Raw genomic sequence first — 14,550 nt, 5'->3', positions numbered from 1 at the left:
ATAGTCAGGCCCATTCTGCTATGTTGCTATAAAAATTAGTCGATAGGTCTTTATTAGTAGCGTAACTTTACGGTTTAAGCTTAGTTATAGTTGAAAAGATAAAAAGTCATTGCGTCTTAGGCGAACTTTACCTACCATAGTCCATAGCTGTCTATGCTAGGTTGTCTCTATGCTGTATAAGCACAATTAACTATCAAGCTACTGGCTTGATAAGTATTTATTATAAGTATAGCTATGGACACCCTAACCGTTAGATATACCCCACTAAGAAGGCAAATCGAAGGTGAGATTAAACTATTAATCGAACTCCCAGTGCCTTATTTATTTATTGTTTGATCGTTGATAAGGTTACGCTTTATTTATGAAAGCCAGTCAGTTTTTGTTCGCTACGCTAAAAGAGACCCCGAGTGATGCCGATATCGCCTCAAGCCAGCTAATGGTTCGTGCCGGTCTTATCCGCAAAATCGCTTCTGGATTATATATATGGTTGCCGCTAGGTTTGCGAGTCCTGCAAAAAGTTGAGCGCATTGTTCGTGAAGAGATGCAGAATGTTGGGGCACAAGAAGTGCTAATGCCAATGACTCAGCCTGCTGAGCTTTGGCAAACCACTGGTCGTTTCGACGATTATGGTCCTGAGCTGTTACGCTTCAAAGATCGTCACGATCGCGACTTCGTATTGGGACCTACTCACGAAGAAGTTATTACTAACTTGGCACAAGGTGAACTACGTAGTTATAAGCAACTGCCTATTACCTTTTTCCAAATTCAGAATAAGTTCCGTGATGAAATTCGTCCCCGCTTTGGCATAATGCGCGCTCGTGAATTCACTATGAAAGATGCCTATTCTTTCCATATCGATCAAGCTTCATTAGCCAAGACTTATCAAGAAATGTTCGAAGCTTACGTGCGTATCTTTACTCGCTTAGGCTTAGATTTCCGTGCTGTACAAGCGGACACTGGCTCGATTGGTGGCTTTGCCTCACACGAGTTCCATGTACTGGCCGATAGCGGTGAAGATGATATCGCCTTCTCTGATGCCTCTGATTATGCGGCTAACGTCGAACTTGCTGAGTCAATCAGTACTGCTGAGCGTCAAGCCCCTACTGCTGAACGCCAAGACGTACTCACTGAGAACATGCCTACTTGTGAAGCAGTCGCTGAAGATTTACAGGTTCCATTAGCAACTACCGTTAAGACCCTTATTGTCCACGGTCATACTGTAGAGGGTGATAAGCAGCTTATCGCTTTAGTGTTGCGTGGTGATCATAAGCTCAACACTATTAAAGCGGAAAAAATAGAAGAAGCTGATACGCCTTTAACTATGGCTTCAGAAGAAGAGTTAAAAGCAGCTGGTCTACATAAAGGCTATATTGGCGTTGAGCTAGATATGCCAGTGTTTGTTGATCGTGCGGCAGCAGCGCTTTCCGATTTTGTTTCTGGTGCTAATGAAGTTAATAAACATACTATCGGCATGAACTGGACTCGCGACGCTAACATTACTCGTATTGTCGATATTCGCAACGTCAATGAAGGCGATCCTTCTCCTGATGGCAAAGGTACTTTACAGATCAAACGTGGTATCGAAGTTGGCCATATCTTCCAGTTGGGTGATAAGTACTCACGAGCGATGAACTGTAGCGTATCGGGTGAAGATGGCAAGCCAGTTATCTTGATGATGGGCTGTTACGGTATTGGTGTTAGCCGTATTATTGCCGCTGCTATCGAACAGAACCATGATGAAAACGGGGTGATGTGGCCAGTAACTCCTAACGTTAGTGATTCGCTAGCGCCTTTTGAAGTAGCTATCGTGCCGATGAAGTCTAAAGAAGATACGGTGATGCAAACGGCTACTGCTCTATATGAAGAGCTAAAAGCGGCTGGTATTAATGTATTACTTGATGATCGTAACGAGCGTCCAGGCGTTAAGTTTGCTGATTTAGAACTGATCGGTATTCCGCATCGTATCGTTGTCTCAGATCGTAACCTTGCTGAAGACAAGTACGAGTACGTCAATCGCCGTGACAGTGAAAAGCTCATGCTTAGCCGTGATGAAGTACTAGCAAAAATTAGTGCTAAATAGCGTTATTGTTGGCAAATACTAAGTTAGTAAAAACAACTGTTAACTAGCTCAGTAAGATAATAATCAGTATAGAAAAGCGCCTATCTTATTCAATAAGGTAGGCGCTTTTTTTGCTTATAATCAGCATTGGCTATGAATCGGCCTTATTCACAGACTGGTTTATTTATACCTTATCCTCATCAATAGCCTTATTGACGGATTAGACGACTCGGCTTAGGTAATAAACTTAGATCACTGACTCGGCAAGGATTGATATCGATACCGCCGCGGCGTGTATACCAAGCTCTTACCATTAATTCACTCGGCTGGAAATACTGGCTTAAATCCGCAAATATCTGCTCTACACATTGCTCATGAAAGCCATTATGCTGACGAAAGCTTAATACATAACGCAGCATATCAGCATGAGCAACTGTGTTGGCGCTGGTCATGGTAACGGCTAAGGTACCCCAATCTGGCTGATTGGTCACCGGACAATTACTACGCAACAGGTTGGAGTAAAAACTAACGCTCTGCTGTACTTGCGGTTGTTTATTAACACTATTGTCTGACCCAGCCTTTAATAGAGAAGCGTCAGGATGTAGGGTCAATGCCACCTTGTCTGCACACTCTGCTAAAGCATCATCGATACTAGTCCCTTCTGGCTCAATGATTAGCAATCCCGACTGCATATCATCTAACGCTATTAACTCAACGCTTACCTGTGCTTGGACGCAAGCTGATAGGTCTTTGGCAAGCAAGGTTTGTACTTGCTGCCAGTTAGCGAACTCAGTAAAGTTAAGGCTATTTAAGTACAGCTTTAACGATTTGGACTCAACGATATAGGCTGAAGTCGCTGGAATACTAAAGCGGGCCATTGCTACTTGCGAGATACCTTGCAGATTAAGCCATGACATCTCAAAAGCATGCCACCAGTCCATACCCACTTGCAGCTTGTGCTGTTGCCAGCCGATAACATCACGACCTATGCTACGAGCAATCGGATATAGCGTCTCTGGGCTGTACTGAGTGGGATAGTCAGTAGTTTGCTCACCTAAAATACCGTGAATACTCATAAATTACCTTTGAAATTTGCCATGACTTTAAAAGACAATAGTCATGTATAAAAAGAGAATCATTTTACCTTAATGTAGGGCTTGTTGAAAAACCATTACTGAATCTTACATTTTAAAACCAAGCTATTTTCAAATATGATGTGACGATGTTGAACATGTGGGTTGGGCGCAGCTTACGACCCCAACAGCTTTGCTTGCTACACAATAACCATAATTTGGCAAAATGAGTAAGGTGACACCCCACACAGCATTTTTTAGCAGTAAAAGTTATAGGCATAGAGTCGCTTAACCCAAGCCTAACCCACGATACATTAACTTAAAGTGTCTATAACTCTATAGTCGAAAGCAGCTTGCGATCTCTAACCTTCCATCGCTACTCTTCAATTACTTGACGCTTTTTAGCCTCGACTGTAGCGGTTATCCTTGTCTGATTGCTAGGCTGCGACGGCTTGGCTGGGCTGAGTCTCGCGGCAGCAGGAATCTGCTCAGCCATTAGCCGACGCCCTAGCAGACTGGCAAGATAATAGCGGACGGCGAGATTGGCTAGCAAAAATCAAATAATCGCCAATGCACTCTCATAGAATTAGCTACTAGCTATTCGCGGTTAGAAAGAATGAAAAACTGCCCTTTGTAGCGAGAATAAAAAAAGCCCAACCACGTTGGACTTTTTATAGAGCTCTATTCTAGCTGTCAGCAATCCCTTTACAAGCGAATGCGTGAGCCATTACTAAGCAAACGATAACAGATAACATAGAATATTACGCAGAAGGCAAAAATAGCCGCCATTGAGTACCAAACGTTGACATCAGAATAGCCCAAAATACCATAGCGAAAAGCGTTAACCATATAGACAATTGGGTTCAATAAGGAGATGTTTTGCCAAAAGCTCGATAAATCTTCCATTGAATAAAACACCCCACCTAAGAAGGTTAGAGGCGTTAATACAAAGCTTGGAATGATGGAGATATCATCAAAAGAGCGCGCATATACGGCGTTAATAAAACCGCCCAATGAGAATAAAATTGACGTCCCTAAAACGGTGAATATAGTGACAAATAAATGCTCTATACCCAGCTCAGTAAAAAACAGCGCCACGATTGAAACAATGACAGCGATAGTCAAGCCGCGAAAAATACCGCCACTAACATATCCCATCAAGATTGCATGCTTAGAGACGGGAGAGACTAATAGCTCCTCAATACTAGCGGTAAACTTAGCACTAAAAAAGCTCGATACCACGTTCGAGTAGCTGTTGGTAATGACTGCCATCATAATCAAGCCCGGCACGATGAACTGCATATAAGGCACACCGCCCATTTCGCCAACTCTATCGCCTATCATCGTCCCAAAAATCACAAAATATAGCGCCATAGTAATCACTGGCGGTAGTAATGTCTGCGGCCAAATACGTAAGATTCGGCGAATCTCTTTCATAAATATAGTATTAAAAGCTATCCACTTCTTGTTCCATGACATGGTTTCGTTAGGATCTATTCTTATGTCCTTACTCATAACCCTGCCTCCTTCATACTGTCAGCGCTTTGAATATTCTTATCTACTAAACGCATAAATAGCTCTTCTAAGCGGTTTGATTTGTTACGCATACTGGCCACTGAAATATTTAGGTTAGTGAGTTGCTCAAATACACAGTTAAGACTCTCGCCTTCACTTAAGGTGACTTCTACTGTCAGCTCGTCAGGCTGGGTAATCGCCGTGACTTTATCGATTACTAGCGGCTGATGAAGGGGCTGCTCTAAGTCTAATACAAAGGTCTCAACCGATAGCTGGCCAAGCAAATCTTTCATCTCAGTATTAATACGGATTTCACCATGATCTAAAATAGCGATGCGCTTACACAGCTGTTCAGCTTCCTCTAAATAGTGAGTCGTCAGAATGATAGTGGTGTTCTCTTCGACGTTGATCTGTTGCATAAACTCCCACATTGAACGGCGTAGCTCAATATCCACCCCAGCCGTGGGCTCATCAAGAATCAACAGCTTAGGTTTGTGAATCAGCGCTCGAGCAATCATCAAGCGTCGTTTCATACCGCCAGATAGCTCGCGGGACTTACTGTTGCGCTTGTCCCATAGACCTAAGGCTTTAAGCAGACGCTCAGCACGTGGCTTAGCTTCTTTAGCAGGGATGCCAAAATAACCCGCTTGGGTGATAATAATATCTTCTACTTTTTCAAACATGTTGAAATTGAACTCTTGCGGCACTATACCTAGATACTGCTTGGCAATAGACGGGTTCTCTAACAAGTCGATACCGAATATCTTCACGCTACCGGCAGTCGGCTTAAACAGTGAGCTAATGATACCAATCATCGTTGACTTACCAGCACCATTAGGTCCTAATAAGGCGAAAAACCCACCTTGAGGGACGACTAGGCTCACGTCTTTCAACGCTGAAAAGCCATTATCGTAAGTTTTGGATAAATGCTCGATGGCAAGTGCAGGTACTTCAGACATGAAGGCCTCTTTGTTATATATTTAAGAATGATTAAAAACGTATCTAAGGCCTTAATGTGAGGCTAGTTACAATCGATTTCAACTGCCTACGCCTATAACGATGAGATAAGAGTAACTTATCGACTATTTACAGTCACTAAACAATAGATTGGAGCAATATATTCAAGCAATAGCTTGGAGTAAATCGCACAAATAAAAAAGCACCTACTTTAGCTAATAAAGTAGGTGCTCTATAAACTCAATAGTATTGCTAGCCGTTAGCTGGCTTCACCAACCATATAATCAACAGCGTTTTGTACTTCTTCATCAGGGATATCAGCCCCGCCTTTAGCAGGCATAGCGTTATAACCATTGATTGCATGAGTGTATAGCGTCTCTTTACCTTGTGCTATACGAGGTCCCCAAGCACCAGCATCACCTAGTTTAGGTGAGCCTAACAAACCTGTTGCATGGCAAGTATGACAGACGGCATTATAAACAGCACCACCGTCGCGAGGGCCATCACCAGCCGAGGGGCCAGAAGAACGTGCCGTTACATCACAAATCTCGCCATCTTCAAAACAAACCTGACCTACAGGCTGAATACGGGCAATTAGATTTGGATAAAGAGCAATAAGCTTCTGAACTTGTGGAGTATCTTGAGGAATAGGCTCCTCTTCAACAACCGCAGCAGCCATGGCAGGCTCAGCAGCAGCTGCCGCTGGATCTGCCGCACCATCAGCTGCAGCAGCAGTATCTGTACTAGCAGTATCCGCAGCAGCTTTAACTTCACCACCTACTGCTGCAGGAGCTTCAGCGGCCGTATCTTCTGCTACTGCAGAAATAGCTACAGGCTTATCTACAACTTCTTCAGCTTGGCTCACCGCGATACTAGCGATTCCTAGAATGGCAGCTGCCGATAACATCACTACTTTTCTCATTCGTCACGTTCTCTTATATCTTGTACAAATGGCTAGCACTTATTAAATATATTAATTAATATATATCAATTCTACTAGTACACTCGTAATCGGTGGTCATTAATAGTTATTTCCCCTATCATTATAAGGGAAAAGAGGGGTAAATTGCCATGCCTGTTTGCTGACTATAGTGTTTTTTCTAAAGAAACCTCAATAGCGAACTTTGTTGATTGGCTTTACAGCTTTTATTTGTTAGACTAGGCGGTCTTAATTTCAAGCCTAATGCGCTCGTAGCTCAGTTGGATAGAGTATCGGTCTCCGAAGCCGAGGGTCGTGGGTTCGATTCCCGCCGAGCGCACCAATCTTTGTACTACCCCCTCATTCTTACCTACTATGACTGTAGCGACTTAGCCATTTAACGTCTGGAACTTATCACAGCCATTCTGATTGCCACTATCACACGATTTGCCAAACCATTCTTTGGCCTCAACGTAGCTATGACGAACGCCTAAACCTTTCTCGTAACTTAACCCCAGACTATACTGCGAGTTGGAATGTCCTTGATCGGCAGCTTTTCGATACCATTTTGCGGCTGTAGCCGGATCCTGAACCACCCCTAAGCCTTTCTCGTAACTTAATCCTAAATTATATTGGGAATTAGCATGCCCTTTGTCGGCAGCTTTTTGATACCACTTCGCTGCTGTAACAAAATTTTGTAAAACCCCTCTGCCATTATCATACATTATCCCAAGAGTAGACTGAGAATTGATATGGCCTTGGTCAGCAGCTTTTGTATACCATTTCGCTGCTGTGACGAAATTTTGCAAAACCCCTCTGCCATCATCATACATTACACCTAGACTAGACTGAGAGTTAGCATGGCCTTGCTCAGCAGCTTTCCTATACCACTTCGCGGCCGTAGCGGAATTTTGCAAAACCCCTCTACCATTATCGTACATATACCCGAGATTAGATTGGGAGTCGATATGGCCTTGCTCAGCAGCCTTCCTATACCACTTCGCTGCTGTAACGAAATCTTGTAAAACCCCTCTGCCAGTATCATACATTACTCCAAGACTAGACTGAGAATCAGCATGGCCTTGATCAGCGGCTTTTTTATACCACTTCGCTGCAGTAACAGAATTCCTTACTGTTCCTCTACCCGATTCGTAGATTAATCCAAGATTAGACTGAGAATCGATATGTCCTTGATTAGCCGCTTTTCTATACCACTTCGCTGCCATGGTAGAGCTTCTACGCACCCCTTCACCGCTATCGTACATTAAGCCTAGATTAAACTGAGCGGATATATCCCCATGCTCTGCTGAGCTTTTAATGGCTGCAATATCTATTGCTGACGCCGATACAGGTATTTTTAATAATAACCCCAGCACCATGACTTTATAAATAAGCATCTGTTTTAGTGCTTGTAGCTTCATCTTTCTTCCTTGAGGAAAATAAAAGTAATGATGATTGAACTATCCGGAGAGTCTTGGTAGGGAGATTAGTAACTCAAGCTGCTAATGAGTGTTTTTTGTCACCTTGTTATGATTCAAGAAAGCCTTAAGTTTGTAGTGATATAAATTTTTTTGTTCTTTATGCGTTTTTTAGTTGGTCTTTTCGTTATTTTGTTTCTCTATTGTCGCAGGTTAGTAATAGATCAACAACGCTTAATTAACGTTTTAAATCACTTACAGCTAGGCAGGATATTTATTAAAAATACTAGATGTTTTTTGATGCAACCAGCCGTGCTATAAGGGCTTAGAATAAACTGTTGATTTATAAAGCTTATCGATTTTACCAAATATTACTAATCGCACTTATAGGGCTTAATCGAGTTTATGGCAACTAAAAATAGATTACAAAACTTAACGACTCGAAGACTCTAATATCAGAGCTTTCTACCCTTTGAATAGTGGTAGGCAAGCAATATCATGGAAAACTTGATTAAGTTGTTAGTAATACTGTCTTTGACTAGCTTGAATTAATATCAAAACTGGACAAATTCTAAAGAATATACTGGCTTATATTCTGATAGATACACCTAAGTAGTGAGTGAGTTTTATAGCAGAAAAAAACAGTGCTTACCCTAAATCTAGAGTCAGCAGCCTTTTGATGTTTTGATCCGTTACACCATAGTGGGAGACTTATATGGCAGAATAGCAAGTGCCATTCTGGTGTGCAAAAAATCTAGTAACAGACAGAAATTGAGGGGGTATGCGTTGCTCGCTGTACTATTAATAGATTAATAGGTTAATAAAGCGGTATGGATTGAAAGGATTTTGGCGAGGTAAGGATAAAGTCCCTGCCAAGAGCGCTGTTAATCGACATACGGACTGTGTAGTTTGCGATGACTAGCGTCAAAAACCCATAAGGGTCGTTGCAGTCTAATAATAAATTGACCGTAGCAGGGCTACGTTTTTAATAAAAACTATAGTTTAGGCACTAGCATTAAGATAATAGTAAGCTTTACGCTATTTGCAGTAGTTTTTGTCAGGGATGATTATAGATAACTTTTTAATCTAACTAGCTAGTTAATCCATCCCTATTCAGTCCATATGCTGCAAACTTATAGCGATTTGCGTACGGTTAGGCACTCGATGATAATTCATCACTGGCACCTCACCTAAACGACGCTGACCAACAGCTATCTTTTTATCAATAGTAATCATAGCGATCTTCACCCCCTGCTTACTGATCAATAAATGACTGCCTTTACGAGCTACTCGATAATCAGGGAAGTGCTGCTTGATTAATTTTAAAGTTTTTTGTAGCGCATCATTATTGGGTAAAGTCGCACTCGTGGCCAAATTGCTTGGTTTACTCTTATTATTAGGCTTCTCGTTGCTACGTGACTTTGCTAATAACCATAAAGCCGCAACAACTGCTAATAATATGACAAGCCACCAAATTCCATCTATCATAACTATGCATCCATCATTAGCTAAGGTAATCCTATGTTAGCAGAACTAGCGGTTCAACTACATCAAGCTACTCAATTGTTAGCTCAATCTTCTCGTATCTGTATACTGACAGGAGCTGGAATTTCAGCTGAAAGCGGTATTCCAACTTTCCGTGACAAGCAAACTGGATTATGGGAGCAATATCGTGCCGAAGACTTGGCTAGTCCTAGCGCATTCACCAAAGATCCGCAGCTAGTTTGGTCTTGGTATCAATGGCGTCGTCAGCTAGTACAAGATAAAACGCCAAACCCTGCTCACATAGCCCTTGCTCAATGGCAACAAGCTCAAGCACAGCAACTGACTTTGATTACCCAAAATGTAGATGACTTGCATGAACAAGCGCTTAGTCAGCAACCAGCCAAGCACTCTTATCAATCCAGCACTGCAGTGACTCATTTGCATGGGCACCTTTGGCGCAATCGCTGTAGTCAATGCGCCGCCCCTTATAACCCTCAATCGCAGTCTACTGAAACAGCCAAAAGCCCTAACGCTACTATCAGGTATAGTAACGAGCTACTCACTTGTAGTCATTGTGGTGGTTATATTAGGCCTGATATTGTTTGGTTCGGTGAGTCCTTGCCAGCCGAGTCATGGCGAATAGCAGAACAAGCCGCCGCTAACTGTGAGGTCTTTATTAGCATTGGTACTTCAAGCTTAGTCTACCCTGCCGCTGGTCTTGCGCAATTGGCCAAGCAAAACGGTGCTAAAATTATCGAGATAAACCCCAACCCTACCGCCAATACCTTAGTCGATATCACTTTAGCGCAAAAGGCGGGGGTAGTACTACCATTGCTAGTACAAGAGCTCATAAAATAATAAGTCAGCTTAAACTATGTTGATATGAGAACTTATACCGCCTCATCAACTCTAGCTAAATAGGCTTGCTTTAACTCATCATCTATAAAAGCCGATCTAAAAGAGTTTTTTACTAAGGTAATAATATCTGCTGCTGATAGATCAATATTCTCATAAAGGTTGATAAAGTTTTGATTGATATAACCTTTAAAGTAGGCTGGATCATCTGAATTCACGCTGACATTCAAGCCATAATCTAGCAGCTGTTTTATATTATGCTGTTGGTAACTGTCGAATACTTTGAGTTCGATATTAGAGTTCGGGCATACCGTAAGCGGTATTTGCTCTTCTTTTAAACGCTTCAATAGTGCTGGGCTTTTTATAGACTGTACGCCATGATCTATTCTCTCAATTTGTAACAGATCCAACGCTTCATAAATATAAGAAAAATCCGCTTCTTCCCCAGCGTGAGCGACTAATTTAAAACCCTCTTGCTTGGCTCTGCTAAACACTTCTATGAATTTTGATGGAGGGTTATTTAATTCTGATGAATCAAGACCTACACCGACAATATGGTGTTTAAAGGCTAAAGATTGCTCTAGAGTTGCCAAAGCCTCTTCCTGTGATAGATGCCGTAAAAAGCACATGATAATACAAGAGGTAATGCCATACTTTTCTTTAGCATCGGCTAAAGCATTGCTGATTCCAGTGATGACTGTCTCGAAAGCTATGCCTCTGTCAGTATGAGTCTGTGGATCAAAAAATATTTCCGTATGGATAATATTATTTTCAACACACTTCAAGATGTATTCCCAAGTTAAATCATAAAAGTCATCTTCAGTAATTAGCACTTTTGCCCCAGCATAGTAGATATCTAGGAAAGTCTGTAAATTAGTGAAATTATAGGCTTCGCGCACATCTTCAATACTATTATAAGGGATGTCTATATTGTTCTTTTTAGAGAGTCTAAACATCAATTCAGGCTCAAGCGATCCTTCTATATGTAAGTGCAATTCTGCTTTTGGTAGTCTTTTAATGAGCTCAATCATAGGAATCCAGTTTTTATAATCCGTTAAAAATCTTAGTAACAAGTGCGCTATGGCCCAGTAAGGCAAAACTCAGTTAGGAGCAGCTATAAGTAATAGGCGCTATAGAAGATACGCTTTATTTTATAAACAATACCGTATCAGACAGCTCATTACCTGCTGGATCATCTTCTAAATGATAATACTGACGCAGTAACTGTCCCACTTCATCCAACAACTCAGTCAAACTCTCTGCTGTCTTTTGATTAGCGATACCTGCTACTGCTTTGTCAGTCATAGCTTGCCATACCGTCGGGCTCACATGGGAATTAATGCCACGATCAGCGACAATATGCAAATAATGCTCGCAGACATTGACATAGATTAATACCCCAGTATTCTCTTCAGTGTCCCAAACTCGGCAACGACTAAACAACTCAATAGCACGATCATGGCCGCTACTATAATAGGCACTACTAATCGGCAAGTGGTTTTCTATGACTAAGAACACTTCACCTCGATGACCGACCTCAGCTTGAGTAACTTTGGCCGTCAGCATCTGTATAGTTTCAGTATTAATCCACTTACTATGTAGTAGCGGAACGAACAACACTTGACGCCACCAACGTGCAAAACTGGGCTTTGTAAGCTCGGTGTGTAGTGATCCCATTGGGTATTCCTTAAAATAAAAGCAAATTGCTATATTAATCAAAAATTACTATTACCAAGAGCCGCCGGCTCCACCGCCACCAAAGCCGCCGCCACCGCCGCCGAAACCGCCGCCGCCGAAGCCACCACCACCAAAGCCTCCACTAGAACCGCCACCGCCGAAGCCTCCTCCTGGCAGGAATATCATCCCACCACCACCGCGTCCGCCGCGACCACCACCGCCACCGCCGCCACGAGCTATCAAGAATAGCCATAAAAACACTGCCATAATGATAGTCATAAACAAACCACCACCTAAGGCTAAGGAACCGACAAAAAACCCGCCAGCGGTCAAAATGGAGCCCAAAATACGACCAAAGATACTGGTGATAAAGCTACCAAAGACTAGGGCCATAATAAATAAGAATACTGGAGAGGGACTATCACCAATATCGTTTTGACCTTGACTGCGTGCTGCCGCTTGCGCATCTGCTTGCGCCAAAATTGCGGGGTCTGCTTTTAGACGTTCTTCAATAAGGCTAATACCATTACTCAAACCATCGAAATATCTACTACCATTTTCTGGCTTAAAGTAAGGCGTTATATCCTCACGAATAATCCGGTTCAGTGCGCCATCAGGCAATACACCTTCCAAACCATAACCTGACTGAATGTACATATCCCGATCATTAACGGCAACTACTATTAATAGGCCATCATCAGTATCAGCTTCGCCCAATTTCCACTTTTCTGCCGCTTGTAGCGAGTAATCAAATATAGGTATGCCATTAGTGGTAGGCACGATGATTACTGCCGCTTGTGCTAGGCCTTGACGATAGATACCTTGCAGTTGCGCCTCAAGGCGTTGTTTCTGTTGCGGATTGAGTATATTGGCTTGGTCAACGACTGGATTATTAAGAATAAGTTTATCAGCGTCGACACTAGCTGCATTAGAGGTCACTGGTGCTTGCTTAGTCGCTGTGCTGCTATTAGCGCTATTAGTATCGCTAGCACCGTTAGGATTTAGAGCATCGTTACCTAATAAAGCGCCGTTAATGGCCTCATTACCTAGTACTGCATCATTGAGCGCCTCATTATTCTCAGCAGCTTTGGCGATAGCTACTAAGTCCTCAACACTACGATTCTGCTCACTACTGATGCCACTGCTGCTAGAGCGATTATCTGCGGCAGCAACAGCAACATCATTCGGTGCAGCATTTAGCGTAGTGATACTAGTAGCGCTAAGCGTCAACAGTAGGGCCGCTACGATTGCTTTGGAATTAGTCATCTGCTCTCTACCACCTAATATTTTTACTTAAAGTTATATAGCACTGCATTTATTAACACCAATAAACTCATACTAGTGCTTACCATCAATCGCTTAACAGATAGAGCAGACAAAATAGCATCTTGTCTGCTCGTTTACTGCATAAGGCTATAGTCTAAATAGTGCTCTGCACTAACTCAAAACAGTAATGCAGATTAACACCTACTCGCCAAAATCAACGCTTGGCGCTTTAGAAATAGCGTCTTCATTAGCTACTGTAAAGTTAGGCTTAGCACTCATACCGAATACTTTAGCAGTGATATTGGTTGGGAACTGACGCACAGTAGTATTATAGCCTTGCACTTCTTGGATATAACGATTACGTGCCACAGTGATACGGTTCTCTGTACCTTCTAATTGCGCTTGTAAATCTTGGAATAAAGCATCTGACTTTAGTTCAGGATAACGCTCAGATACTGCCATTAAGCGTGATAAAGCACCAGTCATCTGTTGCTGTGCTGCAGCATAGCGTTCCATCGCCTGCGGATCATTCAACAATTCTGGAGTAATAGTAATACCACCAGCTTGCGAACGTGCCGACGCTACTTGAGTAAAGACTTCTTGCTCTTGATCAGCATACTGCTTCACTACTTTAACCAAGTTAGGCACTAGATCATCACGACGCTGATATTGGTTGACCACTTCTGACCAGGAGGCTGTCACCTGCTCATCTTGAGCTTGTAGGTTATTATAACCACAACCCGTTAAGCTAAGCGTTGAGGTTACTAACACTGCTGATAAAAAAATGGGTTTTATAATAGATTTAAGCGTCATATTTACTACTCCTAATAGCTAATAATAACTAATAATAATGATCAACAAGATTTATATTGCTAATAATGGGGGGATAGCGGCATTTTTACAATTCATTTTTACCAAAACACAACCACCCAATTGATTCAGAATATCATTTCTCAGTGAAATAGTTGCATTTTACTGAGTGCAAGTATTGTCCTATTCATAATACTCTATATTTGTCTACAAATTGATATTTCCTTGCTAATCAACACTGAGCAATTAAAAAAATACCTAGTAATTAACACAAAACTATGGCAAATTGCAGTTACGTAGCCGTATGGTTTACATACATTTAACAGTTGATTTGTTACATATTTAATGATTGTCATTATTGGAAGTTTTACAGTGAGAATAACAGCCAATAGACCTCTTGCAAAAGTCATAGGTTAAGCTCAAAATTAACAACACCGGCGAATAGCTTCATTCTAAGATCATAGCGCTGACGACGGTTACGATATCTATGAGCCACGATTTTGAACAATTTAATTA

12 protein-coding genes and 1 tRNA gene are annotated in these 14,550 nt (G+C 42.0%); 3 read left to right on the top strand and 10 right to left on the bottom strand.

What is annotated here, in order from left to right:
- Nucleotides 1-361 precede the first annotated feature (361 nt).
- Nucleotides 362-2,080 (top strand): proline--tRNA ligase, encoded by a 1,719-nt coding sequence (locus tag JMY09_RS07515; RefSeq protein ID WP_201622985.1) that lies wholly within the window; start codon nt 362-364, stop codon nt 2,078-2,080.
- Nucleotides 2,081-2,268: 188 nt separating this feature from the next.
- Here JMY09_RS07515 and queF read toward each other — a convergent pair whose 3' ends face one another.
- The 4 genes from queF to JMY09_RS07495 form a co-directional block, all read right to left on the bottom strand.
- Nucleotides 2,269-3,135 (bottom strand): NADPH-dependent 7-cyano-7-deazaguanine reductase QueF, encoded by an 867-nt coding sequence (gene queF / locus JMY09_RS07510; protein WP_201622984.1) that lies wholly within the window; start codon nt 3,133-3,135, stop codon nt 2,269-2,271.
- Between the two features lie 702 nt (nt 3,136-3,837).
- Nucleotides 3,838-4,611, bottom strand: a complete 774-nt coding sequence (locus tag JMY09_RS07505) for an ABC transporter permease (RefSeq protein ID WP_201623072.1) — start codon at nt 4,609-4,611, stop codon at nt 3,838-3,840.
- A gap of 32 nt (nt 4,612-4,643) precedes the next feature.
- Nucleotides 4,644-5,606, bottom strand: a complete 963-nt coding sequence (locus tag JMY09_RS07500) for an ABC transporter ATP-binding protein (RefSeq protein WP_201622983.1) — start codon at nt 5,604-5,606, stop codon at nt 4,644-4,646.
- A gap of 257 nt (nt 5,607-5,863) precedes the next feature.
- Nucleotides 5,864-6,526 (bottom strand): c-type cytochrome, encoded by a 663-nt coding sequence (locus JMY09_RS07495; protein WP_201622982.1) that lies wholly within the window; start codon nt 6,524-6,526, stop codon nt 5,864-5,866.
- A gap of 263 nt (nt 6,527-6,789) precedes the next feature.
- Here JMY09_RS07495 and JMY09_RS07490 point away from each other — a divergent pair.
- Nucleotides 6,790-6,866, top strand: a tRNA-Arg gene (locus JMY09_RS07490).
- 46 nt (nt 6,867-6,912) lie between these two features.
- Here the strand turns inward: JMY09_RS07490 and JMY09_RS07485 are convergent.
- Nucleotides 6,913-7,944, bottom strand: coding sequence for an SEL1-like repeat protein (locus JMY09_RS07485; protein WP_201622981.1), 1,032 nt, complete (start codon nt 7,942-7,944; stop codon nt 6,913-6,915).
- A gap of 1,110 nt (nt 7,945-9,054) precedes the next feature.
- Nucleotides 9,055-9,429: a hypothetical protein gene (locus JMY09_RS07480; RefSeq protein WP_201622980.1), complete on the bottom strand. Its 375-nt coding sequence runs from the start codon at nt 9,427-9,429 to the stop codon at nt 9,055-9,057.
- A gap of 33 nt (nt 9,430-9,462) precedes the next feature.
- Between JMY09_RS07480 and JMY09_RS07475 the strand changes: the two genes are divergently transcribed.
- On the top strand, nt 9,463-10,284 hold the full coding sequence (locus JMY09_RS07475) for an SIR2 family NAD-dependent protein deacylase (protein WP_201622979.1): 822 nt from the start codon (nt 9,463-9,465) through the stop codon (nt 10,282-10,284).
- 32 nt (nt 10,285-10,316) lie between these two features.
- On the opposite strand, the gene JMY09_RS07470 is transcribed toward JMY09_RS07475, so the two are convergent.
- The 4 genes from JMY09_RS07470 to JMY09_RS07455 all read right to left on the bottom strand — a co-directional run bounded on the left by JMY09_RS07470 (nt 10,317) and on the right by JMY09_RS07455 (nt 14,037).
- A complete protein-coding gene (locus JMY09_RS07470; protein WP_201622978.1) occupies nt 10,317-11,312 on the bottom strand; it encodes an adenosine deaminase in 996 nt (331 codons plus the stop codon).
- Between the two features lie 115 nt (nt 11,313-11,427).
- Nucleotides 11,428-11,958 carry a TPM domain-containing protein gene (locus tag JMY09_RS07465; protein ID WP_201622977.1) on the bottom strand — a complete coding sequence of 177 codons (531 nt, stop codon included), beginning with the start codon at nt 11,956-11,958 and terminating at the stop codon, nt 11,428-11,430.
- 51 nt (nt 11,959-12,009) lie between these two features.
- A complete protein-coding gene (locus tag JMY09_RS07460; RefSeq protein ID WP_201622976.1) occupies nt 12,010-13,224 on the bottom strand; it encodes a TPM domain-containing protein in 1,215 nt (404 codons plus the stop codon).
- A gap of 201 nt (nt 13,225-13,425) precedes the next feature.
- The gene (locus tag JMY09_RS07455) at nt 13,426-14,037 is read right to left on the bottom strand and encodes a LemA family protein (protein WP_201622975.1); all 612 of its coding nucleotides are present in this window, start codon (nt 14,035-14,037) and stop codon (nt 13,426-13,428) included.
- Nucleotides 14,038-14,550: the final 513 nt, after the last annotated feature.

It is taken from the genome of Psychrobacter urativorans (genome assembly GCF_904846695.1).
Lineage (GTDB): Bacteria > Pseudomonadota > Gammaproteobacteria > Pseudomonadales > Moraxellaceae > Psychrobacter > Psychrobacter urativorans.
This window is presented reverse-complemented; position numbering and strand designations above follow the sequence as displayed.

Coding starts and splice junctions, on each gene's coding strand:
- JMY09_RS07470 (WP_201622978.1), bottom strand. CDS start 11,312: ATGATTGAGCTCATTAAAAGACTACCAAAAGCAGAATTGCACTTACAT.
- JMY09_RS07505 (WP_201623072.1), bottom strand. CDS start 4,611: ATGTCATGGAACAAGAAGTGGATAGCTTTTAATACTATATTTATGAAA.
- JMY09_RS07460 (WP_201622976.1), bottom strand. CDS start 13,224: ATGACTAATTCCAAAGCAATCGTAGCGGCCCTACTGTTGACGCTTAGC.
- JMY09_RS07465 (WP_201622977.1), bottom strand. CDS start 11,958: ATGGGATCACTACACACCGAGCTTACAAAGCCCAGTTTTGCACGTTGG.
- JMY09_RS07480 (WP_201622980.1), bottom strand. CDS start 9,429: ATGATAGATGGAATTTGGTGGCTTGTCATATTATTAGCAGTTGTTGCG.
- JMY09_RS07485 (WP_201622981.1), bottom strand. CDS start 7,944: ATGAAGCTACAAGCACTAAAACAGATGCTTATTTATAAAGTCATGGTG.
- JMY09_RS07515 (WP_201622985.1), top strand. CDS start 362: ATGAAAGCCAGTCAGTTTTTGTTCGCTACGCTAAAAGAGACCCCGAGT.
- JMY09_RS07475 (WP_201622979.1), top strand. CDS start 9,463: ATGTTAGCAGAACTAGCGGTTCAACTACATCAAGCTACTCAATTGTTA.
- JMY09_RS07500 (WP_201622983.1), bottom strand. CDS start 5,606: ATGTCTGAAGTACCTGCACTTGCCATCGAGCATTTATCCAAAACTTAC.
- JMY09_RS07455 (WP_201622975.1), bottom strand. CDS start 14,037: ATGACGCTTAAATCTATTATAAAACCCATTTTTTTATCAGCAGTGTTA.
- JMY09_RS07495 (WP_201622982.1), bottom strand. CDS start 6,526: ATGAGAAAAGTAGTGATGTTATCGGCAGCTGCCATTCTAGGAATCGCT.
- queF (WP_201622984.1), bottom strand. CDS start 3,135: ATGAGTATTCACGGTATTTTAGGTGAGCAAACTACTGACTATCCCACT.